Origin of the sequence: Francisella philomiragia (genome assembly GCF_018135955.1) — a bacterium.
GTDB classification, from domain to species: Bacteria; Pseudomonadota; Gammaproteobacteria; order Francisellales; family Francisellaceae; genus Francisella; species Francisella philomiragia.
The window spans coordinates 1,211,789-1,237,620 of record NZ_CP063138.1 but is presented as its reverse complement, the minus strand read 5'-3'; the positions used below and the strand labels follow the sequence as shown (position 1 = coordinate 1,237,620).

Below are 25,832 nucleotides of genomic sequence, written 5' to 3'. Positions count from 1 at the left end.
TATTTTAGTCCTCGTCCTCATGTGTTACGCCTCTAACAATTGTTGATGGATCATAATCAAGTATACTTATTACCCTGTTAAGTCGACTAAATGTTTCCTGACCTTCCAACATAGTATCATTAAAGTTCATAAGAGTTCTGTTAAAGTATATTGATGAATTACTTAAATTGTACAACAGAATATTTAGGCTATCAGTAAACTCATTAAACCTTTGAATGTTTTCTTGAGACATCATTTTATTAAATTTACCAGAAATTTCTTCGAGAGAACCTGCAATCCCATTTACTTTATTCAAAATAGTTTCAAGTTGTGAAGGTTTTGATTTTATTTCTGGTATTTTGCCTTTTCTTAAATCTATTAAGTCTAAGCTAGTATTTTTTTCTGAAATATCTAAAGAGAGCTCAACTTTAGATTGACCTGTAATACCTACGCTTTGTAAAGTTGCTACTGTCTGCTTATATATTGGAATTTGACTATTTATTTTCATATAAACACTAACAAGTTTAGGATTTTCCTTATTTATTGAAATATCAGATACTTTACCAATATTAAAACCTTTGTATGAGACATCAGAGCCTACATTTAGACCAGAAATGCTCTTAAAATTCGTAACGAATGTAGTGGTGTCTTGGTTTTTGAATCCTCCTGATAGGAAAAAACCTATAAATACCATTACAAATACCATAAAAATTACGAATAGTCCTGCAATTAGGTTTTTTATACTATTTTCATTCATTATAAGCTCCTAATACTTACTATCATTATGTGAATCAAAAAAGTTTCTAATACTTTCATACTGAGTTTGTTGTGATACAAATTCGACAGTATCATGTAGCATTATTTTTTTTTCATCCATGTATATAATATCATCAACAATATGCCAAATAGTGCTTAAATCGTGAGTAATCATAACTACAGACATTTTAAGCTCTTCTTTTAGATATAAAATAAGGTCATCCATAGCTCTAGCAGAGTAAGGGTCTAATCCAGCATTTGGTTCATCTAAAAATACAACTTTAGGATCTAGAACAATAGTTCTCGCTAGAGCAACCCTTTTGAGCATACCACCACTTATTTCTGAAGGATATTTGTTAAACGCTTCTTCTTTTAATCCTACCATCTTTAGTTTGATAATAGCTATATCAGTCAAAACATCTAAAGGAAGATTTGTGTGTTGTTTTAGTGGAAATATTACATTTTGTAAGTTTGTTAAAGATGAAAAGAGGGCGCAATGTTGAAACATCATACTCATTGTGCTAGATATCTCTTTACGCTTAATTGGATTGTCTGCTAGTTTTGAAATCTCTTGACCTAACAAAAAAATCTTGCCAGAGTATATTGGTTGCAACATTAAAATTTCTCGCATTAAAGTCGTTTTACCACAACCACTAGCGCCGATAATACAGCTGATTTTTTCGAAGTGGATATCTAAGTTTAGATCTTTATGAATCCATTCTTTACCAAATTTTGTACTTAAATCTCTTACTTGAATTAGGCTTTCACTCATCTTTTTCTCCTAAGATCCATTTAGACCTACTGCGAAGATAGCATCAACCAGTATTATCAAAAATATTGAGTAAACAACACTTGTAGTAGTTGCTTTACCAACACTTTGGGAGTCTCTTTTAACAGATAATCCTTGATGACAACCTATTCCAGCAATTACTAATGCAAAAAAAGGAGTCTTTAGAAGACCTATATAGAAGTGATTTACATTTACATTGGAAAATAGTCTTTCTATAAACTGTAATGGTGTGATTCCTGCGATTAGGTCAGCAATAATAATACCTCCAGCGATATTAGCAATCATAGCTATAACCGTGAGTACAGGTAAGCTGATAACTAGTGCCGTTATTCTTGGTAAAACAAGACGTTGCATAGGATCTTCACCTATTGTCTGTAGAGCATCAATTTCTTCATTGACTTTCATTATTCCTATTTCAGAGGTAAATGCGGAACCACTTCTACCAGCAATGATTATGGCAGTGAACAACGGAGCAAATTCTCTAAATGAGGAGATTCCAAGCATATCAACTACAAATATTTGAGTTCCATACTGCATTAGTAAATTAAGAGGAAGGTATGTCAATACTAAGCCTATAATTAATGACAATAGTATTACTATACTCAATGCTCTGATTGTAGAGTCGTAGCAAATATTTAGAACAATTGAAAAAAAAGCTTTATAAGGTCTACGAATTAACGTTATGTAACCTAAAAAAATAGCTCCCAGAAAGCTTATACTTGTTTTAGCTTCTGATAATAAGTTATTTGTGTTTTTACCAAGAGTATAGATACTATTGAAAACAACGTTTGATTTATTCGATAACTCTTCCTCAGCCGTAGTTGGAAAATTTTTGAATACTATATCTACAAGATTTTTATCTTTCTCATTAGCAAAAATAATATTTTCTTTTGATAGGCTTAGATTCTTTGCTGTTTTGATAATTATATAAGCACCGGCAGTGTCTAATAATGTGACTTTAGTTAAATCAATTTGTTTTATATCGTCTTTGCTACGACTTATTTTTTTATCAATAAGCTTAGAGTCTATTTGTTTTAGAGTTAATATACCTTCAAAATAAATAGTATCTTGTTTAATTATTACTTCCATTTATTTTCTGTATAGCGTCATCTTGTTATTCAAATATACTAGAAAATGATACTAATACCAACTAGAAGCTAACTATTTACAGTATTTAATAGAGTCATATTGAGTTAAATTGTTATGCTCAATAACTGAAATAAGTCTGTTTTTATAATCATCTCCATCAAGAGCAGAGTAATTTTCTAAGGTGTTTAGTAAATCTTGTTCAGGAAGTTGATTATTATTTATTTTATCTCGAATTATTCTGAAGTCTTTGAATTTTGAGCCTGTATTTAGTCTATAGTAATAGCCAAGAACGCTTTCAGCTGCACTATTGAATGTTTCAAGATAGACATTTGCTGATTCAGCCTTTACACCACAACCTTCATAAAAACAGTGTAGTCCAAAGTAATTGTTATAATCTTTTGAGAATCTAGATGTTCCCCAACCACTTTCAAGAGCGGCTTGAGCTAACACAAAGCTCGTTGGAATTCTCTCAGCTTTGACATCAAGATAATTTATTTCATCTGTAATGTCATGTGAAGAATCAATTTTATAATATTTTAAATATAAATCTAGTTTATTAAGCTGTCTGCTACTAAGAGCATTGTTCTTAGCTAAATCTTTTTGCAATTTATGTATTTGCTCTCTTTGTAAGCATATTTCATTATTAGCTTTTTGGATAGCTGAAAGCATGTATTCAATGAATATTTTTTTTCTTTCTTTAAAGTCTTTAATTTCAGAGAAATTAGGTTTTTTGACTATAAAAGGAGCTCGGGATTCCAAGAAATAAATCATTTTTTCATGTTTAGAGTTACCAATAGGTGATAATATTGCCGCAGATATGAGTACAATAAAAATACCAACAAAATACTTTAAGCTTAACTTTTTATCAACTTTATTCATAATCGTAATAATCTTCTTCATAGTCGTCGTAGAATTCGATAGTTTGTTGTAGCTCTAGTTTTAAATTTAACATATCTTCAGGAAGTTTGCTTTTAAATCGCACAATCTTCAGAGAAGTAGGATGTATGAAAGAAAGCTTATAAGCGTGCAGAGCCTGTCTGTTTATATTTTCTATTCCCATTTTATCTAACTTAGTTGATGACTTGTTATAAGTTTGATCGCCAACTAAAGGATGCTTGATACTCTTCATATGAACTCTTATTTGATGAGTCCTTCCTGTTTCTAGCTGACACTCAATTAGAGTAAAACCATCATATACCTCTACAGGCTTATAATGTGTAATAGCCTCTTTTCCTTTATGGTTGATGGTCATTTTTGTGCGATTATTAAGATCTCTTCCTATCGGTTGATTAATAGTACCTTCTTCATAAATCTCACCCTCAACTATTGCAAGATATTTTCGAGATACCTTTCTTTCAGAGAGTTGTTGTACCAAATTATGATAGGCAATACTACTCTTGGCTGCAACCATCAAACCAGATGTATCTTTATCTAGGCGATGAACGATACCAGCTCTTGGTAACTTGTCTTGATTAGGGTATTTGTGGAGTAAAGCATTTGAGATAGTACCTGTCATATTCCCAGCACCAGGGTGTACAACCATATCAATTGGTTTGTCAATAACTATAATATCATTATCTTCAAACACGATATTTAAATCAATATCTTCAGCTAACCATTCGTTTGTAGGCAGAAGCTCTATATTAATTTCAACTTCCTCATCTCCTAGAAGAATATGTTTTGATTTAGTAGTCTTACCATTGACTGTAATTAAACCATCTTTTATCCATTTTTGTATTTGAGAACGAGAAAACTGTTCAAATAATTCATTTATTGTTGAGTCAATTCTTTTGCCTGCATGATCAGGATGCATCATAATTTTTTGATGAAACTTGTTAGATAGTGTATTATTTGCCATGTGTGTGCTTAATATAAGTATTTTTTACTAAATAAAATAAATTTTACATAGAATTATATAAGAAAATTCTAAGGATAGTTAATTAAATGAAAAGGTTTTTATATTTAATAGCAGCTGCATTTATGTTGATGTTATTAGCATCTTGTGGACCTAAGAAAGACAGTGAGCTTCCGCAAGTTTATACTGGTTTTACGGCAAGTTTTATTTATGCGAAAGCCCATGAGCAAATGCAAAATGAAAAGTATTTTGATGCTATTAGGTCTTATAAGTCATTAGTTGCGCAGTATCCGTTTACTCCTTTAGCTGAGAAAGGTATGGTTGATTTGATTTATGTTTACTATATGGATGATGAATCAACTATGGCTCTAGCATTAGGTCAACAGTTTATTAAAATGTATCCATATAGTTCATATAAGGGCTATGTCTACTATATGATTGGTGTTGTTGGGTTTGAAGATGGTAGGGGTATTTTACAAACATATGCTCCTTATGATATGAACTATCATGATCCAACTGGCTATCAAGATGCTTACGTTAACTTTGAAAAAGCTATTAAGCTTGACCCTAAGGGTAGCTTTGTTCCTGATGCAAAACGTAGAATGATATATATAAATAATATTATTGCGGAGCACTATTATGATATTGCAAAATTTTATTATAAACGTGGAGCATATAATGCAGCTTTGGATAGAGCTTCTCAAATCATAAGAAATTACCCACAGAGTACAGTAACTCAAGATGCTTTGGTGTTGACAATTAGAGCATATAATAAGCTGGGTCTTTATGATCAAGCTAAGGACAATATACGAGTGCTTAAGAAAAACTATCCTAAAAATAAGTTTGTAAATAACTTACGTCCAGATGGTACGGAAAATCCTACTTGGTTTGATAGATGGTTTGGATGGTTGTAGAAATTTCTATTTAAAATATCATTTTTGAAATACATAACGACTTTTTTTTAAAATATTAATACTTTAGTATATTTATTATCACAGAGTAATTTCTTGGTAAAATGTACAAAAAAATTATCACAAGCTGTATTTTAACTTCGATATTTGGTTTGACGTATAGTCAAACGCTTTCAAATATTTCAAATGAAACTTCAAAGTCTAGTTGTCGTTGCTTACCTTCAGAGGTATGCTGGCCTGATTCCAAACAATGGGATGCATTGGCAAAATCGCTCAAAGGCAAGCTTATAAAACCAACTTCTATTTTTTCTACATGTGAAAAAAATTTAGAAAATGATAGTTGTAAATCAGTTTTACAAAATATGAAAAATCCTTTTTATATGCAGTCAGATTCTAGTAGAAATGAATCTCAAGGGTGGTATGGAGCATGGCATATTCAGCCAAGTAGCTATGCTGTTGAAGCTGCGGATACTCAAGACGTGGTAAATGCTATTAATTTTGCTAGAAAACATAATATTCGTATTGTTATCAAAGGTGCTGGACATGACTATTTAGGGCGTTCTAGCTCTCCTAATTCTCTGTTAATATGGACTCATAATATGCGTGATATTAAATATGATAAGCATTTTAACCCTCAGAGTTGTCCAAAGGATAAAGAATATTCAGCCGTTACAGTTGGAGCTGGTACAAGATGGCTTGAGGCTTATGATGTTGTAACTAACAAACACCATGAATATGTCCAAGGAGGAGGCTGTACAACTGTTGGGGCAGCTGGTGGTTTTCCTCAAGGAGGAGGATTTGGTAGCTGGTCTAAAGAGTATGGTACAGGTGCAGGAGGAATAGTGCAGGCTGAGGTTGTTACCGCTGATGGTAAGACAGTTATTGCTAATGAGTGTCAAAATCAAGATTTATTTTGGGCAATCAAAGGTGGTGGTGGCGGAACTTATGGAGTTGTTACAAATCTAACGTTAAGAACACATCAGCTGCCTAGTCACTTTGGTCTAATTAGTGGCGAGATAACAGCTAGCTCCAGTAAGGCTTATAAAGCTTTGATAAAAGAGTTTTTTTCATTTTATTATTCAAACCTGAATAATGAGAATTGGGGCGAGCAGTTTGCGTTCCGTCCAAATAATAGAATGACAATAGCAATGGTTACCCAAGGTTTAAGTCAGAAAAAGGCTTTAGAAATTTGGCAACCATTTAAAAAGTGGGTACAAAGTCAACCTGATCTTCATTATCAAGCTAAATATATAGATATTCCACCAACACAGATTTGGAATTATGACTATTGGCATAAAAACTATCCTGATATGGTTGTCAAAAATACTAGTTTAGATGCTCGAGATGGTGAGTTTTGGTGGGCTTCTAATACAGGGGAAGTTTCTGCATATTGGTATACATATCAATCTTGGTATTTACCTGAGAAATTATTTAATCCTGAAAATATTGATAAAACAGCAGAAACTTTTTATAAAATTTCTCAACTTGCACCAGTATCTATTCAGATTAACAAAGGTTTAGCAGGAGCTTCTGAACAAGCTCTGAGACTAACCAAAAGCACATCCATGAACCCTAGTGTTTATAATGCTGGGGCTTTGGCAATTATGAGTTATAGTACAGACAAAGTTCAGCTTGGCAAACCAAAAATGACTCCACAAATACAACAAAAAGTAGATAATATTTATAAGGCTATGGGAATGATAATGGCATTAGCTCCCGATGCTGGTACTTATGCAAATGAGGCAGATTATTTCCAAAAAAACTGGCAACAAGTGTTTTGGGGTGATAACTATAATAAGCTTCTAAAAATTAAAAATAAATACGATCCGAATGGTTTGTTCTATTGTCATCACTGTGTAGGTAGTGAATATTGGCAAGAAGCTGGGATGTGTAGAAAATATTAAATTAGCTTAATTTAGAACACACCTATTGATAAGTAGTTCACTATAAAACTTATCTATAAAGTCAAATCCAAAAGAATATGAAAATAATAAAGATGGCTTTAGACAAAAACTTTATCAAGAAAGCCAGACATTACTAGAATAAATTAGAGGGGTATTAAATTGATTACTTAGCAATAACTTTGCTTAAGTTTTCGAACATAGTAGCTTGAAGAGCTGCGTACACTTGTTCTTGGAAAGCAGCATCAATAGTTTGACCTTTAGCTAACTGATTAGAAATTTGCTTAGTAGCTGCAACCATAGCTTTAGCAACAGGACTTTGACTATTTTGAGCAGCAGCAAAATTACAAGCATTTACACCAAATAGGATACTATCAGCATCACTTACTTGTTTATATATACCATTTTCAGCAATAGCATTAGCTACAGGAGCTGCTATAGCACTAGCAGGTCTTAACATTAAAGTATGATCTTTAACATAAACAACACCCTCTGTACCGATTGCTTTAGATATTGCATTAACAGCAGCTTTAACAGCCCAGTTTTCACCTAACTTATCTAGGTCATATACCTTAATATCACCAAGGTTGATAATATCTAAGAATTGCGTAAGGATAGCATCAACAGCTTTTTCATCAGACAAATCTTTTATAACATTTCTAGCTGTAGCAATATTACTATTTGCTCTAACATCAAGCAAGTTAGCTTCACATATTGATAGAGCTGTTCTTGGAGAAGCAATCTTCTGCTGAATTCCACTCTCTAAATCACCTAATGTAGTTACTGTATATGCAAGTGTATTTACATTAGCATATGTAGCGATAGCTTTTTCATTACTTCCACCCTGTATAAGCTCAATAGCTTGAATAGTTAAATAGTTAGTAATATCGTTAAACGCTACTGCAGTATCAGCATCTTTACTGTTGATATTGTATTGACCATTCCAAAGAGCAACTCTTGCATTCCAGAACATGTCCATATTAGTTCTATAGCCAGCATAATCAAGAGCAGTAGCTGAATTCCATGCAGCTTCTAACTCAGCAGAAATAGGCTTAGCAATATTATTGTAGTATGCTGTAGGACCATTTACAGTAATTTCTTTGATAATATTAAACTGAGCAATCTTCTCTTCAGCATAAGCCTTATCACCATTTTCGATACCTTTTAGGATATCTATCTTAGTGTTGATAGATTTAAGTTTAGCCTGTTCAGCAGCAACCTTAATCTTCCAGCCCAATTTCTTTTCAGATTGCAGCTTTTCAATATTTTTATTAATACCATCTCTTTCAGCTCTATATTTCTCAAGACCTTGAGCAGCAGATGCTTGATCCTTCATATACATATCTTTAGGTTTAACAGCGTTAGGTATTTTAACTCTACCATTATTAGTTAGAACTAAACCTCTAGCTATTTTTTCACCATTTGCTTGTATATCAGCAGCATCAGCAGCCATGCTTTTGACAGCATAGATTGCAGAGTTAGGATCAGTATCAGCAGCAGCTTCAACTTTGTTAGAATAGTTAACAATAGAATTGTTTACAACATTAGCATTTAAATCATCTGCGTAAACAGAAGTAGCTGCGATTGAACCTAAAAGAGCGATAGTGATAGTTTTTTTCATTATAATCTCCATGATTAATAAAATATTAAATTAATGTTACGAAAGTATTTGAATACGGGGATATTATATTTAATATTAATTTTATGTCAATATTAAAATTAAGATAATATTTAAATAATTCACCTTTACTTAATAAAATACTTTAATATGCACGTTTTCAAGACATAGAAATAAATAAAATAAAAGACTTTTGGTAAAATTTAAAATTAATCATTAAAATTTAGTTTTGAAGTTTAGAGTTTGATATTGCTGAAAATAAAATTAAGATATCTATTTATAAACAGGAAATCTATCACAAAGTTCTGAAACTTTTGTAGCAGTTTCATTTTCAACTTTCTCATTTCCACAATTATATACCACATCCGCCAACCAGTTTGCGATTTGCTCACACTCAGCTTCTTTGAATCCTCTAGTTGTGATGGCAGGACTTCCTATTCTTAAGCCACTTGTAACAAATGGAGAGCGAGGATCATTTGGTATAGAGTTTTTGTTAACAGTAATATTTGCTCTGCCTAGAGCAGCCTCAGCTTCTTTACCTGAGAATCCTGTATTTGTTATATCTAGTAACAATAAGTGGTTATTTGTACCACCTGAAATAATATTAATGTTACGTTCTTTTAGGACTTTTTCCATAGCCTTAGCATTTCTCAATACCTGCTTTTGGTAGTCAATAAAGCTAGGTTCTAATGCTTCTTTAAAGGCAACTGCTTTAGCTGCAATTACATGCATCAAAGGTCCGCCTTGAATACCTGGAAAAATAGCTGACTGGAATTTTTTAGCTAGGTCTGGATTATCATTACAAAGTATTAACCCACCTCTTGGACCTCTTAGAGTTTTGTGGGTGGTTGTAGTTGCAACATCAACATAAGGAAATGGATTTGGGTATAAGCCAGCCGCAACAAGTCCTGCAACGTGAGCAATATCGGCCATTAGTACAGCATCTACTGAATCTGCAATTTCTCTGAACTTTTTCCAATCAATAATCCCAGAAAAAGCTGAGAATCCAGCAATTATCATTTTTGGCTTATGTTCTTTAGCCAGTTCAGCTACTTGTTTGTAGTCAATGTCACCACTTTCATTTAGACCATATTGAATAGAATTATAAATTTTACCCGAGAAATTTACTTTACTACCATGGGTTAAATGCCCACCAGCACCAAGATCCATGCCAAGCACTGTATCGCCTGGCTTAAGTACAGCATTATATACAGCAGCATTTGCTTGTGATCCTGAATGAGGTTGAACATTTGCATAATCAACACCAAATAGTTTTTGAGCTCTTTCGATAGCTAGTTTTTCTGCTATATCTACAAATTCGCAGCCACCATAATATCTTTTGCCATGATACCCTTCAGCATATTTATTAGTGAGTTGAGAGCCCTGAGCTTCCATTACAGCAGGGCTTGCATAGTTCTCTGATGCAATAAGCTCAACATGTTCATGTTGTCTTTTAACCTCAAGTTCTATAGCATCAAAAATTTCTTTATCAGTATTTTTTAGGCTATTTTTTTCAAAGCTAAACATATTTGGTAGTCTCCTGATATTTTTTAGGTGGATAAAATAAATTAAACGTTTAAAATTATAGCTTATATTATATATATATATAAGCAAATTAAAATAATAGCTATGAGCAAAGTAATAGACCTAGATGAAATAGAGCGTTTGCAACGTGAAGAAGAAAACTCGCAATATAAAGCTGTAAAGAGTAAGACTACTGTAAAAAAAGATGCATTAGAGATAACCGATTTTGGCAGATCCTTAACTGAACTAAGTAAGGAGCAGCTAGGTAAGCTACCAATAGATGAAAATCTTAAAAATAATATTCTTAGTGCTAAAAATTTGCAAAAGATAGCTCTAAAAAGACAAGCACAGTTTATAGGTAAGCTATTACGAAAAACCGATAATTTAGATGATATTCATAAGGCGTATGACGTTCTGGTTAATAAAGATAAAGATGCAAATCTTATGATTCAGCGCTTAGAGAATCTTAGAAGTAACCTCTTAGATCCTATAAAGGCTAATGAGACATTGGAAAAACTAATACAAGAGCATCCTGATATGGATGTGCAAAAATTGCGCCAGCTAATTAGAAATCATCATAAAGAGGTCGAGAAAAAAAAGCCTAATAAGTCATTTAAAGAAATATTCCAACTTTTAAAAAGTTTAGTTTAATTGATCGAATCATTTTATTAATGAAAACAAGAGCTGGTATACTATAAGGTGTAGTGTATAAGAATTTTATTTTATGTTAGGAGAAAAGTTTTGAAATCTGAAATATATACCAAGATAGTATTTGTACTTATGTTGGTAATGTTTGTAAGTATATTCTTTTTTGCTAGATTTTTTATCTCTGTAGGTTTTATATTAATTATTCTTTTTGCTTTTTTTAATAAAGAGGTTTTTAGAACTCTTAAACAAAATAGATCGCTACAGTTTCTGTTAGTGTCGGCAATAATGGTAAATATTGGCGTGATTTATGCATCCTTAGCTAGTCATAATATAGATATTAAGTCAATTTTAGGATTTTCTAACCCAATATTTATATTTATATATATATGTTCTGCTAGTTATTTTTTATCTAGAAATATTAAATATGCTAATTATCTTTTAAACTTTTACTTATCAATTGTAGTTATATTCTCTTTGTATGCGTTATTTAGATATATATTGCATATAGATTTCGTAGTTAGTCAGATATATTTTGGTATACATGGCGGTAGTGTTATTCAGTCAATAGTTGCATTAACTTTTCCTTTTTCGGCTGTAGTAATTATTGGTAAAGCTATCCGAATACCAAATATTATGATAAAGATTCTAATGTTTGCTGCTGGTTTATTGGTTATTTTTATAGATCTTTTTGTAAATCGTAGTAAGGCTGGTTATGTCATTGAATTTGTAGTATTTGTATACTATTCATTTATAGCTTTAAAGTATTTTAGTTTTAAAAACGATAAGTTATGTATAAAGCGACTTGTAACAATTCTAACTTGCTGTGTAGTTGTAATTAGTATTATCTTTGGAATTGTCTATAAATTCTCAGGTATATTTCATTATAGATTACAAACATCTGTGGAAGAATCGCAAGTATTTTTTAATCAAGATTATGATAATACAGATGCTAGGAAACAGTATGAGACATCGACTGGACTTAGATTGTTATACTATAGTTCTTCATTCAAAGTTTTAAGAGAATATCCTAAACTTTATATACTGGGATGTCCTTATCTTACTAATACAACAGATGTTATTCAATGTACTAAGATTTTAATAAACAAGAATCAAAGACTGAGAGATGATCCACGTGTAGTTAATGACGGTATTATGGCTCATGATGAGTTTATTAATTATGTTTTTAGAGCAGGTATAGTTGCTGGAGTTTCTCTTTTATTATGTTTTGTGGCATTTTTTGTTGAAGCAAGATGGTTAGACTATCGCAACCGAGTTTATTTTAGAGTTTTAATATTAGCAATGTTTATTGGCTGCTTGTTTGATTATTTTTTTACTACACAAATAATGGTTATTTTATTTGCTAACTTAACGGCAATATTCTTAGCTCAAAGAAAGTGTGAAGAAAGTAAAGATTCTAATACTATAACTTCTTAATAGTTTAAATCTCTTTGCTATATTTGCAAAAAACGTATTTTGAGTTAGTATATTTTCATAGTATTTGTTAAAGTTTTATACTGGAATAACTTAGCGTATAAACATTAAACCTATTTGGACTTTTATTTATGTCAATTTCGATTAAAAAAATTCCGGCTTTTATTCCTTCAAGAGCTAAATTATCAAATTCTATAGAATACCAGTACATTACCAAAAAGATTTTTAAAACTTGGAGAACAAGTGAGGTAAGTCAAGAGATGTATAATGCAGTTTATACATGGATTGATAAAAACCCTGATTGGGAGTTTCATTTCTTTGATGATGAAGCGTGTCGCGAGTTTCTCAAAGAGAACTTTGAAAAAGATGTTCTTGAAGCTTATGATAATATAATACCTGGGGCTTATAAATGTGATTTGTGGCGCTATTGTGTGCTATACATACATGGTGGCGTGTATAGCGATATTAAGCAAGAATTATTAGTTAGTCTTGATGATGTTTTATGCTATGATATTGAGTTTGCTTCAGTTAAAGATAAATATAAATCAGACTATGAGTTTGATGGCTATATTTATCAGGCATTTATTTGTTCGAAGCCAAAGCATCCATTCCTAAAAAAAGCTATTGAAATGATAGTAGAGAACTCAAAGAATGGTTTTTATGGTAATGATCCTTTAAGCATCACAGGTCCAGGTTTGTTGGGCAAAGCAATTAATCTAATAGTTAATCAACAAGAAAAGACTCCATTATACTCAGGTGTTAATAATATAAATAATTTTAGATTTGAACTCTTTCCATATATTAAAGACTCGATATATACACATCAAAACTCTATGTTTATAAAACCCGAGTATAATCGTTCATATAAAAAAGACCTTCATGTAAATCTAAAGAAAAGTTTTGCTGGTAATTATTCGTTATGCTGGTTTACTGGCAAATGTTTTGCTTCTGGAAAAATTGATAGAATTAAGTCAAAATTCTTTAACAAGAGAAAAGGGCGCTATATTATTGATTCACTATATCTTGAGGGCAAATTTAATAAGGCTAGATTGACAGGTATCAAATATATCCTATTACAACCAACTCGTAGTTTATTTCTTATTAGAAAAATAATTAAGAACGAAAAGCAATTCAAGAATTAATGTCTATTTTTAATTTCGCATTGTAAATTTTTCAGCGATTGGCAATATAGTTGATCTGAGTATTCTTTGAGGTTTTCGCGCATTTGCAAATAATTGTGCTGAGATAACTCTATTGCTTTAGTCATAGATTCTGGATAATTATTATCTTGTTTGTAGAGTATGGCATTATCATTATTAAAACCATTTATTGGAGCAAAACTTTCTCTGATGATAATTGGCTTTAGAAAACCATAGACAAGTTGAAATGTACCACTAGTCTTACAAGTAATATATTTGATATGGTCAGGATTATCTTCATATGCTGATAGGATAAAGTCAGCTTTTTCAATTTCAGTATACATTTCTTTGAAATCAAGACGTCCTTTGATATCAAAATACTTTTGCAGGTGTGTAGGTAAATCTTTGATATTTCCTTTACCAATAACAACAACTTTGAAGTTAGTAATACCCGTATTTACTAGTTCTTCTACAGCATTTACAAGCAGTTTAGTGCTTTTTCTTTTTTCTGAAATTGCACCAATAGTAACAAAAGTTGTTAGAGAGTTTTTGTTATTTAGTTTGAATTGTCCAAAATAGTGGGGGTTAACAGCTATAGTAGTCGCATTTTTGTAGTCCATTGTTCTAAGTGTGATAATATCTTTACGTGTTTCAGGATTGTTATCAAAGTAGCTATCAATTTCATGTTCAACAAAGAAAAGTTTATTTCTATCTATTTGTTTATTAAACGAGTTATATGCTTGGTTTATATCTTTACCATCATATAATTTGCCAAGTGTTGTGATTAGTACCCCTTGTACATTAGCTAAACTATTTTTTTTGAAAAACTTGCGAATTTGCCTTTTAGACATTTTATTATACGAGATATTTTCATTATCAAATCTACAGAATAATCCTTCTTTGTATCTTTTAGGATTAATTAGGATAGAAACATGATAACCTAAATCAAGTAAATACTTCGCAAATCCAGGAACTATTTCAGCATGGCTATGTGTACAAGGTTCCCATAGCAAAAATGTATTGTCTTTTATGATGGGTTTTTTGTAAGAAAAAATATTACAAATTTTTTTTAAAAAGAACATCTATTACTTCAAACAACTAGCTAATATATGAAAACATTATAACACTTTAAGCCAGTAATTCTTACATTACAATTATTAGATATCAGTAAATATTAATAATTACATTTCTTGGATTTTGTGACTCTTGTAAATAATCATATATTGCTTTAGTATGTCTGATATAACCTATTATTATAATTAAATCAGTGGAAACTAAAGATATAAAAGATATTGAAGTTATTGCCTTGTCATTAGGTCGTAGATTTTCTGGGATTAATGCTAGTATGTTAGCTGTGATGCCAGAGCAGGCTAAGCTAGTAAATATTGTAGGTATGGGTTTTAATATTGATTCAAACGGTATTAAAACGATTAGATTTAGAGACTTTTTATTTAAGTGTTGGCGTGATAAATGGCGTATTTGGCATGCACGTAGAAACATTGATATGCTTGTGGGGATTATCTTAAAATATGTTTTTAGATATAAGATAATACTAGTTTTTACTTCTGTAGCACAAAGGCATCATAAAAAACTGACAAAATTTTATATAAACAGAATGGAAGCAGTTATATGTCCATCTGAAATATCTGCAAAATATCTTGAGAGATCACCCTATATAGTACCGCATGGAGTTAATACTGAAGTTTTTTATCCAGCTGGCAATAAGGCTCAAGAGTGGCAAAATAGAAAACTACCAGGCAAATATGGTATAGGAATATTTGGCAGAATCAGAAAGTCTAAAGGAACTTATGAGTTTATTGAAGCAGTAGTAGCTATGCTAATAAAATATCCTGATTGGACAGCTGTAGTTATTGGTGAAGCAACACCTAAAGATTTAGAGTTCAAAAAACAACTAGAACAAATGGTTCAGCAAGCAGGTTTGTCAGAACGGATAATATTTACAGGGTTTATCAAGAATAGCAAAGAGATTCCAAGTTGGTATAGAGCATTAGATATCGTAGTTTGTGCTAGTCATAAAGAAGGCTTTGGCTTGCCAGCTCTTGAGGCAATGGCATCTAAATGTGCTGTGATTGCTACTAAAGCTGGTGCTTGGCCTGAGATTATTTCTGATGCTCAAAATGCCTATTTAATTGAACCAAAATCAAGTCAACAAATTGCTGAGAAGTTAGATATCTTAATGTCTGATGATAAATTAAGATATGAAATAGCTCAAAATGGTTATGATTTGGTGTCATCAAAATATAAAATTCAAAATGAAGCTGAAGGAATTCAGAAGGTTTATAACACTCTCTTGGCCAAGAAGAGAAGCTAGATTAATCACATATGAAAAAAGGATAAACTGCGATTATTTTATCATTTAGTAATATAACTCTTGCTTTAGAGCGTTCTGATGCTGGTATTTTCAGCTCTTGGAATAGTACTTTTAATTTATTTGCTTTGTTTCTGCCTTGATATCTACATTTATCAGAAGCTTGTCTTTTTCGGACTATAATTTCCTCAGCATTAAAGCTGTTATTCAATTTCTCTTTGAGCCATTCAATTATGTCTTTATTATTTAAGATTAAATTTAATTGGTTATTAATTTTAATTATTAGTTGATTATATTCTACAGATATTTGATATTGTTTATTGATATCAAATTGCCAACCAGTGTGAATATTGCTAAGAGCTTTCTGTATTTCTTCAATTTGTTTACTTTTTAGACTTTGATTTGTTGTTTCTTTAAACCAATGATGAATCAAACTTTTTTGTATATCATTATCTAAGGTAAGTAATTCAGAGATAAATAGACCATTATCTTTAGAAATCTTCTGTAATTTTTCATTAAGTAACTTTTGTAATATGTTACTACTTTCTGCACAGATCTTAGCACTTCGAGAAAGAGTTCTGCTAATATTTGGATTAATTTGCTCTAATATTGGCATTATCTGATTACGAATAAGATTCCGACGATATTTTATATTCTCATTACTATCATCATAGATGTGATTAATCTTATTCTGGCTTGCATAGTCTTGAATATCTTTCTTTGTATAATCTAAAAGAGGGCGAAGTACAGCTCCATGATTTAATTGTTTATAGTATGGCATACTAGCTAGTCCAGCTAATCCTGATCCTCTTATCGCTTGAATTAGGAATGTTTCAGCTTGATCATCTAGATGATGACCTAGTAGAAGAATCGGACTAGAATACTGACTCATGATCTCAATAAAGAAATCCATCCTTTGCTTACTTGCCCAAGCTTCAAAACTTTCTCCTTTAGGAGCTTGATCTAGAGAGTGAGCTATAAAATCAATATTTGCATTATTGCATATTGTTTGGCAATGTAATTGCCATTTTAGTGCATCAGGATGGATGTTGTGGTTAATATAAATAGCAATAGTTGGAATGTATAAATCTTTTGTTATGTCTAATAAAACACTAGAATCTACACCACCACTATAACCGATAATTATGTGAGAAGGAGAGTATTTTAAAATTTGAGAGATAATTTGGGTTTTATCTAGAGACATCTATACAAGAAAACGAGCTTTTATTGTAGTTTTGATTTTTTTGAATTCATCAACAAGATCTTTTGCTTCATCAGAAGTTGATTTAATATCCATCACAACATAACCAATATTCTCTAGAGTTCTAAGATATTGCCCTTCAACGTTAATGTTTTTTGCAGCTAATATCTTGTTTAGCTCATTCATAGTGCCCGGTATATTTTGGTGTATATGTAATATTCTATGAGTTTCAGTATGGCTAGGTAGTGATAATTCTGGGAAATTTACGGCATTTAGAGTCGAACCATTATCAGAATATTTAATAAGCTTAGCAGCGACTTCATTGGCAATATTTTCCTGCGCTTCGATAGTGCTACCACCAATATGAGGCGTTAAGAAAACATTATCAAAGCCTCTTAGTGGGCTTTCAAATATTTCACCCTTAGCAGATGGCTCTTTAGGGAAAACGTCTATAGCTGCACCTTTGAGTTTACCATTTTTCAAAACTTCAACTAAAGCATCAATATCAACAACATTTCCTCTAGAAGCATTAATTAGTACTGAGTTTTCTTTCATGAAGCTAAGCTCTTTAGTAGAAATCATATTTGCAGTTGTAGGCAGTTGAGGTACATGTAATGAAACAACATCAGAATTTTTAAGTAGAGTCTCTAAACTTTCTACAGCACTAGCATTTCCTAATGGAAGCTTTTCTTCTATATCGTAAAATATGACATTTAAGCCTATACTCTCTGCTAAAATACCAAGCTGCATACCAATATGGCCATAGCCAATGATTCCAAGAGTTTTACCTCTCACTTCATTAGCATTATCAGCAGATTTATGCCATTCACCACGATGAGTTTTAGCATTTTTATCAATTACATTACGTATCAACAAAATTGCTTCAGCTAATACAAGTTCAGCAACACTACGAGTATTTGAAAACGGAGCATTAAATACAGGTATTCCTAGATTTTGAGCAGTCTTAAGGTCAACTTGGTTTGTACCAATACAGAAACAACCTATGGCAGTCAAATGAGAAGACTGTTCTAGTACTTCTTTAGTAAGCTGTGTACGTGAGCGTAAGCCAACGATTTTAAAATCTTTAAGCTTATCTACAAGCTCTTGACCTTCTAGTGCTGTATTCAATAGTTCAATATTTTCGTATCCAGCAGCTTTAAATGATTCAAGAGCATTTAAATGAATACCTTCTAAAAGTAGAATGGGGATTTTCTTTTTGTTAAGAGATAATTGATTCATTTTTATAATATCCTTATACAGAAATTTTTGCTTTTATAGCTGGATGATGTTTATAATTCTGAAATTCAAAGTCTTCATATTTGTAATCAAATATAGAACTTGGTTTTCTTAAAATTTTAAGCGTTAGTAAGTCTAAAGGCTCTCTACTAAGTTGCTCATTTACTTGCTCTATATGATTGTTATAAATATGACAATCGCCACCAGACCAAATAAATTCACCAACATCAAGGTCACATTGCTGAGCAATCATGTGTGTTAGTAAAGAGTAGCTCGCAATATTAAATGGAACTCCCAAAAAGGCATCAGCACTTCTTTGTGTAAGCATACAAGATAACTTATTATCAGCAACATAAAACTGGAACATTGCATGACAAGGTGGTAGGGCAGAATTACCTTTAGCGACATTCTCTTGAGGAGAGATTTTTTCTGAAGGAACAACACAAGGATTCCATGCTGAGACAAGAATTCTACGTGAATTTGGATTGGTTTTTAGCATTTCAATTACTTCAGCAATTTGATCTATACCTTCGCCATTGAAGTCACGCCATTGTTTACCATATATCGGTCCAAGTTCACCTTCTTCAGTTGCCCATTCGTTCCAAATTCTAACTTTATTATCATTTAGATATTTTACATTTGTGCTACCACTTAAAAACCATAACAGTTCATGAACAACACTTGGGATATGAATTTTTTTTGTAGTTACTAATGGGAAACCTTGTTGTAAATCAAAGCGCATTTGGTATCCAAAAATACTTGTTGTACCAGTACCTGTTCTATCGCCTTTATTAGTTCCATTGTCTTTTATATATTTTAGAAAGTTTAGATATTCTCGCATTTATTCTTCCTTGTTCTTATGAAAACTATGATAAGAATTATTGCTCCTAACACTATCATAGGAATAGATAATATCTGTCCCATAGTCATCCAGTTAAAGAATATATAACCATATTGCGGATCTGGCTGTCTGAAAAATTCACAAATAAATCTAGCGCTACCATATAGGAACATAAATAATCCTAATATTAAATAACGTGGTCTTTTTTTGATACTAACTAGCCATAATACTGTAAATAGTACAACACCCTCTAAAAAGAACTCAAATAGTTGAGAAGGGTATCTAGGTAAAGGTCCACCAGTAGGAAAAATCATTCCTATTGGAGAATCTGTAACTTTCCCCCATAACTCGCCGTTTATGAAATTACCAATTCTACCAGCGCCTAGACCTATAGGTACAACTGGAGCTACAAATTCGCCAAGGTCAAAGAAGTTAACTCCAAGTTTGCGTGCATATAGTGCAAATGCTATTAATACACCTATAAACCCTCCATGGAATGACATACCGCCATCCCAGAGGAAAAACATTTGGAGAGGGTTATGAAAATAGTAGGGTAGATTGTAAAAGATTATATAGCCAATTCTACCACCCAATATAACACCTAAAGCAATATAAAATGTTAAATCGCCTGCTTGTTCAGGTTTGATAGGTGCCCATGATTTAACTTTTGCTCTGTGTCTCAATAAATACCAGCCAGCAAAAATACCGAATAAGTACATTAAACCATACCAGTGGACTTTTATAGGACCTAGATGTAAAGCAACTGGATCAATTTGAGGATAGTGTAACATTAGATATAGCCTTGCTATTTAGATTATTGATTGTGATTCAAAATCAAGAGCTGGAGAATAATTTATGTATTCTGGCTCAGGTTGATTTTGTTTGTTAGCTTTTTCAACTGTTTTTTCTTTTTTATTATTTTTAGTAGTTTTAGGCTTTTCTTTTTTTACGCTATTTTGCTCAGATGTTTTATCATCTTTTTCTAGTTTAGCTTTTTTAGATTGCTCTTCTTTTACAACTACTTCATCAACTATTTCAATAGTTTCTTTTATTTCTGCATGAATATTGTTGCTATCCTCTACTTCAGTGTTTTGGATTTTCTCGGCTTGTTTAGCCTTTTCAGCTTGTCTAGCAGCTTCTTTAAGAAGAGTTATTTCTTTATCGACTAAAACAGTATCAAATTTTAGATATTTACTAGTCTTTGCTTTTTCTTCAGTAGCTACTTTTGTAGCACCATCATCTTTTAAGCTATTATAGTTTTCTAAAACATCTTTAACCATAACAGAGACAAACTCTTCAGGATTTTTAGATATTACTTTCTTGATATTGTCAGTTTTTTCAGCAGTTTGATTTTGATACTTAAGCTGAGTAATATCAACAACCTCTTCAGCATTATTAAGATTTAGGTTGTTGCTTCTGCTACTACCACGATTGTTTGATTTTTTATCAAACTTATCACTACTTAATTTATTTTTGTTACGATCATTCCTATTGTCATTGTTTTTACGATCGTTACGCTGGTTATTGTCTCTTTCTTGTCTGTTGTCTTGAGATTTTTGGACTTGATGTTTTTGACCTTTATTATTATTTTTATTATCACTGCGATCATTATTATTAGCTTTGCGATCGTCACGCTGATTAATGTCTTTTTGTGGTCTGTTATCTTGAGACTTTTGAGGTTTTTGAGCCTTATCTTTGTTGTTGTATTGTTTATTTTGAGGTTTTTTATTCTCAACAGTAATAACTTCAGTATTACCTGTAAGCTTATCTAGTAGTTTACTGAAAAAACCTTTTTTCTTTGGCTCTTGCTTTTCACTAGTTTTGTTTGTGTTGTTTTGAACAGTAGTTTCAATATTCTTGTTTTCAAGTTTATTATCTTCCTTAGGGCTTACGCTCTGATCTTCAGATATAGGTTTACTTAGTTCAACAGCAGCAACTTTCTTTTTACCCGCTTTAGGAATTTCAACGTTGTATACATCTTCTATTAAGTCAGAACTGGTACGGTTTGATTTGTAGCTAGTACCCCAAATTCTTTGCATTTGAAACTTAGGAGACTCCATGTTGAAGTTAGGAATTAACATGACTTTAACTTCAGAGATTCTTTCAATTTCAACAATGCTATCTCTTTTCTCATTTAGTATATATGCAGCTATATCAACAGGGACCTGAACACGTATCTCATTAGTATCTTCTTTGATAGCCTCTGCTCTAATTTTACGTAAAATAGTAAGTGCAGTAGCTTGAGTTGTTTTTATGAAACCGTGTCCATCACAACGAGGGCACTTTTGCATTACACTTTCATTGATTGATGAGCTTAAACGTTGTCTAGATATTTCAACAAGTCCAAGTTTAGATATGCGTGACATTTGAATGCGTGCTTTATCTTGCTGCAGTGCTTCCATTAATTTTTCTTCGACTTGTTTTCTATTTGGATAGAATGACATGTCAATAAAATCAACGATAACTAGACCACCAAGATCTCTGATTCTAAGTTGACGAGCAACTTCTTCAGCAGCTTCTAAGTTTGTCTTGAAAGCAGTAGTTTCAACATCTTCAGCTTTGTTGGCACGAGATGAGTTAACATCAATAGCAACCAAGGCTTCTGTTGTGTCAATTACAATAGAACCACCAGAAGGTAATCTAATTTCTCTCTTATAGGCATTTTCTATTTGTTGATCGATACCAAACTGTGCAAATATAGGTAGCTCTTCGTTGTATAACTTAACTTTGTTAATATCAAAACTTTGTCTAAGTAAGCCAAGTTGTCTTTTAACATCTTCATAGCATTCTTTAGAATCTACAATAATTTCTTTAACATCTTCTTTTAGATGATCTCTAACTGTTCTGACGATTATGTCACTCTCTTTATGAAGTAGAGCAGGCTTTTTGATTTTATGATAAGCCTTAAATATTGAGTCCCATAATTCAACTAGAGTATCAAAGTCATGTTTTAACTCTTCAAAAGAACACTCTACACAAGCAGTTCTTGCAATTACACTCATATTTTTAGGGATGTTTAAATCTTTTAGATATTTCTTAAGTTTTTCTCTATCCTCACCCTCTACACGACGTGAAATACCGCCACCATCTGGGTTGTTTGGTAGCAACACCATGTATGAGCCTGCAAGTGTGATAAATGTAGTTAAAGCTGCACCTTTATCACCACGTTCTTCTTTGTCAATCTGTACTATTAACTCTTGACCTTCTGAAAGAAGATGTGCAATATTTTCACCATTTGGTACGTCTTTTAGATAATACTCAGAAACTTCCTTGAATGGTAAAAAACCATTTTTATCTTCACCATAGTTGACAAATATTGCATTTAAGCTCGGTTCAATTCTAGAAATATAGCCCTTATAAATATTAGCTTTTTTCTGCTCTCTATCAACATTTTCAATATCTAAATCAATAAGTTTTCCGTTATCTAGAGTAGCGATTCTTGTTTCTTCACTACTTTTACTATTTATTAGTATTTTTTTCATTTTTTAGTTAATTCCTTCAATAATATAATGTTCATAACTAGCTGTTTAATGAGCTAGCTCGTTAAGTTCAGACCTATTTTGGTCTTTTTAATAAATCGCTTTTATAGACTATTTCATATATGAAACTGACCAAATTTACCATCTTTAATCATGCGCCTATTTAGTTCGCGATTTTGTTAAAGTACTATGTACGCAATTATTTGATATAATATCAATATTAGCTAATAATTAAAAGAATTATTGATTTTTAATGGGTCTTATTTATCTAGATTATGCAGCGACTACTCCACTTAGTCAAAATGTCAAAAAAACAATGCTAAAATCGATTAGTGATGCCTCTGATTTTTTTAATTCTGGATCATCAACTTATGAGCAGGCTTTATTAGTTCGCGATAAAATTGAGCAAGCAAGGGTATCTATAGCAGATAGTTTGTCTGTTTTGCCTAGAGAGATTATTTTTACATCAGGAGCTACTGAGTCAAATAACCTTGCAATAAAAGGAGCAGCTTATGCTTATCAAAATAAAGGTAAGCATATAATTACATCAAAAGTTGAACATAAAGCAGTACTTGATGTTTGTAGTTTCTTAGAAACCAAGAGATTTGAAGTTACATATTTAGATGCTGATAGATTTGGTCAGATTAATCTAGGACAACTCAAAAATGCCATTAAGCAAGAAACTATTCTTATAAGTCTAATGGCTGTAAATAATGAGCTAGGTACTCTAAATAATCTTCGTGAGATCGGTAAGCTAACTAAGCAGAGTGGTATAATTTTTCATGTTGATGCAGCTCAAGGATATGGCAAGATTGATATTGATATAAATGATATGAATATCGATTTGTTATCTGTATCTGGACATAAGATTTATGCTCCAAAAGGTGTGGGATTTTTATATGTGAGATCTAAAAGGCCAAAAGTTAAGCTAGAAAAACAGATACATGGTGGAGCTCAGGAATTTAGTATAAGAGCAGGAACATTAGCGAATTATCAGATATTTGCATTAGCTGAGGCTGTAAAAGAGATGTTTGCTAATAGACAGAATAATCTGCAGTACATAAAGGATTTGCGAGATACTTTTTTGGATATTATTAAAGAAATTGATGATATAAAGATAAATACAAAACTTGATAATAGCTATCCTGGTATTTTAAGCATTACTTTTGTAGGTGTAAAAGGTGAAACTTTGTTAGCAATGCTTGGTGGTATTTGTATGTCTATGGGGTCTGCGTGTAATTCTCAGGCTGTTGAACCATCTCATGTATTGGTTGCTATTGGTTTGAGCGCTGATCAGGCAGAGTCTACGATAAGAATCTCATTTGGTCTACATACTTCAAGAGAGCAGGTTGTATTAGCAGCTAAAAGACTAATAGAAAAAGTTAAGCTTTTGAGAGCTATATCTCCACAAGGAGAAGAAAATGTATAATGATTTGGTAAAGAAACTTCTTGCGGAGGTTAATTTTGAAGACCCTGTTATCTTGCCGAAGCAAGTCAAATATTGTGTGATTGATAATTTTTCGGTTGTAGAGGTGTATATTTCTGAAGAAAAAATCTCATTTAGAGTTTATGGTGATGCTTATATGCTAGCAATGATAAAATGGTTGCAAAAAAAATTACAACATAAAGCTGATATCAAGAAAACATCACTACAAGAGCTTGTGAAAGAATTTGAACTGCCTGAGTTTAAATATAGAAATGCTTCGCAAATAATCGAACTTATTGAGAAAATAAATGCAGCAGTTGTATGATTTTTATATATTGCACCAGTGCAAATATAAAGAAAATTCTCTACTTGTGAGTATATTCACTCGAGAGTTTGGTAAGATTTCGGGGTTAATAAGAGTTAATAAGAAAACGATAAATCTATATCAGCCTTTGGTTAAATTAAGAGGGCAAATTAGTCTTGCTAAAAAATCAGATGGATTGTCTAAAATTTACAACGTAGAGTTTGTTGAGTCATTTTATCAAAACACATACATCAATCTATTATCATTGCAGTACATGAATGAGTTGATATATCTGCTACTGAGTTACTCTCATGAAGAAGAGTTTTTATTTGAGAAATATGGTTTTATTCTAAAAAATATAAATGAAATTAATTATAAATATTTGTTGAGAATGTTTGAGCTTGAGTTGCTAGATAGTCTTGGGCAGGGAGTTTATGTCGATTGTGATATTGATGGCATGGCTATTGATGAGAGTTTAAATTACTCGATACTTACCACGGGTTTTAAAAAAAATCTATCAGCTATTCCAAATAGTATTGCTGGGAAAAATCTCTTGAAAATCAATCAATCAGTGAGCTTGTGGACTGATGAGGATCTAAAAGCCATTTCTAAAGTTACTCGTGCCTATATTGATTATGCTTTAGCAGGTAAGCAGCTAAGAAGTCGTAAACTTTTAATAGATTATTTGAATTTGGGTAAAAAATAGTCTTTGTAATTATATTTTGTTAGAGAGCCTATTCTTAAATGCTTTGATGAAAGATATTGTAGGTGGTATTAAAGATACAACAATAATTAAAATTACGAATAGGCCGAAATATTTTTTAACAAAAGCATTATTGCTAAAGAAGAATGCTAAGTAGACAATGGAGTATACCCATATAAAAGCACCAAGAATTCCCATTAATACAAATTTAGGATATCTCATGCGTGCCATGCCGGCTGTGAAAGGCATAAATGTTCTTACAAGTGGTGTAAATCTTGCTAATATGATTGCAGCAGCACCATATTTATTAAAGAATTCTTGTGCTTTAAGTAGGTGAGCTGTTTTGAGAATTTTTGCATCATCTTTAAAAATTCGTTTACCGACCATTCTGCCAAGGAAATAGTTGCATGAGTCACCACATACAGCTGCAGCTACAAGTATTGGAGCTAATACATGTACATTTAAGCTAGTCGCAGCTCCAGTAAGTCCTAGTGCAAAAAGTAAAGAGTCGCCAGGTAAAAAGGGTGTTACCACAAGCCCAGTTTCACAAAAAATCACTAAAAAAAGTAATAAATAAGTCCAATCACCAAGTATATTAATATATGTGCTAATAAATTGATCTAGATGTAGGATAATATGAAATAATGCTGAAATCGTATCCATAAATTATTC

The 25,832-nt window shown here is 31.9% G+C and carries 23 protein-coding genes; 9 read left to right on the top strand and 14 right to left on the bottom strand.

Annotated features, from left to right (window positions below; genetic code table 11):
• Positions 1-4: 4 nt before the first annotated feature.
• The 5 genes from IMS64_RS06085 to IMS64_RS06065 form a co-directional block, all read right to left on the bottom strand.
• Positions 5-736, bottom strand: a complete 732-nt coding sequence (locus IMS64_RS06085; RefSeq protein WP_035736426.1) for an MlaD family protein — start codon at positions 734-736, stop codon at positions 5-7.
• Positions 737-745: 9 nt separating this feature from the next.
• Positions 746-1,507, bottom strand: coding sequence for an ABC transporter ATP-binding protein (locus IMS64_RS06080; protein WP_012280763.1), 762 nt, complete (start codon positions 1,505-1,507; stop codon positions 746-748).
• Between the two features lie 9 nt (positions 1,508-1,516).
• Complete coding sequence (locus IMS64_RS06075; RefSeq protein ID WP_211490164.1) at positions 1,517-2,614, bottom strand: MlaE family ABC transporter permease; 1,098 nt, start codon at positions 2,612-2,614, stop codon at positions 1,517-1,519.
• Positions 2,615-2,686: 72 nt separating this feature from the next.
• Entirely contained in the window at positions 2,687-3,514 is an 828-nt protein-coding gene (locus tag IMS64_RS06070; protein WP_211490163.1) for a glucosaminidase domain-containing protein, read from the bottom strand.
• Entirely contained in the window at positions 3,486-4,472 is a 987-nt protein-coding gene (locus tag IMS64_RS06065) for an RluA family pseudouridine synthase (protein WP_211490162.1), read from the bottom strand. Before IMS64_RS06065 ends, IMS64_RS06070 begins: the two co-directional genes overlap by 29 nt.
• Before the next feature lie 86 nt (positions 4,473-4,558).
• On the opposite strand from IMS64_RS06065, the gene IMS64_RS06060 reads away from it, so the two are divergent.
• The gene (locus IMS64_RS06060; RefSeq protein WP_004287444.1) at positions 4,559-5,383 is read left to right on the top strand and encodes an outer membrane protein assembly factor BamD; all 825 of its coding nucleotides are present in this window, start codon (positions 4,559-4,561) and stop codon (positions 5,381-5,383) included.
• 101 nt (positions 5,384-5,484) lie between these two features.
• The gene (locus tag IMS64_RS06055; protein WP_211490161.1) at positions 5,485-7,284 is read left to right on the top strand and encodes an FAD-dependent oxidoreductase; all 1,800 of its coding nucleotides are present in this window, start codon (positions 5,485-5,487) and stop codon (positions 7,282-7,284) included.
• 163 nt (positions 7,285-7,447) lie between these two features.
• Here IMS64_RS06055 and IMS64_RS06050 read toward each other — a convergent pair whose 3' ends face one another.
• Together IMS64_RS06050 and glyA are read right to left on the bottom strand one after the other, a co-directional pair.
• Complete coding sequence (locus IMS64_RS06050) at positions 7,448-8,902, bottom strand: hypothetical protein (protein WP_211490160.1); 1,455 nt, start codon at positions 8,900-8,902, stop codon at positions 7,448-7,450.
• A 270-nt stretch (positions 8,903-9,172) separates the two neighbouring features.
• Positions 9,173-10,426 (bottom strand): serine hydroxymethyltransferase, encoded by a 1,254-nt coding sequence (gene glyA, locus IMS64_RS06045; protein ID WP_211490159.1) that lies wholly within the window; start codon positions 10,424-10,426, stop codon positions 9,173-9,175.
• A gap of 102 nt (positions 10,427-10,528) precedes the next feature.
• On the opposite strand from glyA, the gene yjgA reads away from it, so the two are divergent.
• The 3 genes from yjgA (at position 10,529) to IMS64_RS06030 (ending at position 13,644) form a co-directional block, all read left to right on the top strand.
• Complete coding sequence (gene yjgA / locus IMS64_RS06040) at positions 10,529-11,074, top strand: ribosome biogenesis factor YjgA (protein WP_088821424.1); 546 nt, start codon at positions 10,529-10,531, stop codon at positions 11,072-11,074.
• A 90-nt stretch (positions 11,075-11,164) separates the two neighbouring features.
• On the top strand, positions 11,165-12,505 hold the full coding sequence (locus IMS64_RS06035) for a hypothetical protein (RefSeq protein ID WP_211490158.1): 1,341 nt from the start codon (positions 11,165-11,167) through the stop codon (positions 12,503-12,505).
• A 128-nt stretch (positions 12,506-12,633) separates the two neighbouring features.
• The gene (locus IMS64_RS06030; protein ID WP_088821423.1) at positions 12,634-13,644 is read left to right on the top strand and encodes a glycosyltransferase family 32 protein; all 1,011 of its coding nucleotides are present in this window, start codon (positions 12,634-12,636) and stop codon (positions 13,642-13,644) included.
• Here the strand turns inward: IMS64_RS06030 and IMS64_RS06025 are convergent.
• Positions 13,641-14,723 carry a hypothetical protein gene (locus IMS64_RS06025; protein ID WP_211490157.1) on the bottom strand — a complete coding sequence of 361 codons (1,083 nt, stop codon included), beginning with the start codon at positions 14,721-14,723 and terminating at the stop codon, positions 13,641-13,643. The two genes, IMS64_RS06030 and IMS64_RS06025, sit on opposite strands and share 4 nt — an antisense overlap.
• Positions 14,724-14,908: 185 nt before the next feature.
• Here IMS64_RS06025 and IMS64_RS06020 point away from each other — a divergent pair, with 185 nt between their 5' ends.
• Positions 14,909-15,973: a glycosyltransferase family 4 protein gene (locus IMS64_RS06020; protein WP_042517926.1), complete on the top strand. Its 1,065-nt coding sequence runs from the start codon at positions 14,909-14,911 to the stop codon at positions 15,971-15,973.
• A 1-nt stretch (position 15,974) separates the two neighbouring features.
• Here IMS64_RS06020 and tilS read toward each other — a convergent pair whose 3' ends face one another.
• Genes tilS through IMS64_RS05995 form a run of 5 tightly spaced genes read right to left on the bottom strand, consistent with a single transcriptional unit; the run spans position 15,975 to position 22,730 of the window.
• Entirely contained in the window at positions 15,975-17,174 is a 1,200-nt protein-coding gene (gene tilS / locus IMS64_RS06015; protein ID WP_211490156.1) for a tRNA lysidine(34) synthetase TilS, read from the bottom strand.
• Positions 17,175-18,410, bottom strand: a complete 1,236-nt coding sequence (gene serA, locus IMS64_RS06010; protein ID WP_211490155.1) for a phosphoglycerate dehydrogenase — start codon at positions 18,408-18,410, stop codon at positions 17,175-17,177.
• A gap of 13 nt (positions 18,411-18,423) precedes the next feature.
• The gene (locus IMS64_RS06005) at positions 18,424-19,248 is read right to left on the bottom strand and encodes a thymidylate synthase (RefSeq protein ID WP_211490154.1); all 825 of its coding nucleotides are present in this window, start codon (positions 19,246-19,248) and stop codon (positions 18,424-18,426) included.
• Positions 19,233-20,039 (bottom strand): prolipoprotein diacylglyceryl transferase, encoded by an 807-nt coding sequence (gene lgt / locus IMS64_RS06000; protein ID WP_200166245.1) that lies wholly within the window; start codon positions 20,037-20,039, stop codon positions 19,233-19,235. The genes IMS64_RS06005 and lgt overlap by 16 nt, the downstream gene beginning before the upstream one ends.
• 18 nt (positions 20,040-20,057) lie before the next feature.
• Positions 20,058-22,730, bottom strand: coding sequence for an Rne/Rng family ribonuclease (locus IMS64_RS05995; RefSeq protein WP_211490153.1), 2,673 nt, complete (start codon positions 22,728-22,730; stop codon positions 20,058-20,060).
• 250 nt (positions 22,731-22,980) lie between these two features.
• Between IMS64_RS05995 and IMS64_RS05990 the strand changes: the two genes are divergently transcribed.
• From IMS64_RS05990 to recO, 3 genes are read left to right on the top strand one after another with little or no spacing between them, the layout of a single operon-like run.
• Positions 22,981-24,156: a cysteine desulfurase family protein gene (locus tag IMS64_RS05990; RefSeq protein WP_211490152.1), complete on the top strand. Its 1,176-nt coding sequence runs from the start codon at positions 22,981-22,983 to the stop codon at positions 24,154-24,156.
• On the top strand, positions 24,149-24,478 hold the full coding sequence (locus tag IMS64_RS05985; protein WP_211490151.1) for a hypothetical protein: 330 nt from the start codon (positions 24,149-24,151) through the stop codon (positions 24,476-24,478). Before IMS64_RS05990 ends, IMS64_RS05985 begins: the two co-directional genes overlap by 8 nt.
• Positions 24,462-25,163 (top strand): DNA repair protein RecO, encoded by a 702-nt coding sequence (gene recO, locus IMS64_RS05980; RefSeq protein WP_211490150.1) that lies wholly within the window; start codon positions 24,462-24,464, stop codon positions 25,161-25,163. Before IMS64_RS05985 ends, recO begins: the two co-directional genes overlap by 17 nt.
• Before the next feature lie 9 nt (positions 25,164-25,172).
• Here recO and IMS64_RS05975 read toward each other — a convergent pair whose 3' ends face one another.
• The gene (locus tag IMS64_RS05975; protein ID WP_004287465.1) at positions 25,173-25,823 is read right to left on the bottom strand and encodes a VTT domain-containing protein; all 651 of its coding nucleotides are present in this window, start codon (positions 25,821-25,823) and stop codon (positions 25,173-25,175) included.
• Positions 25,824-25,832: the final 9 nt, after the last annotated feature.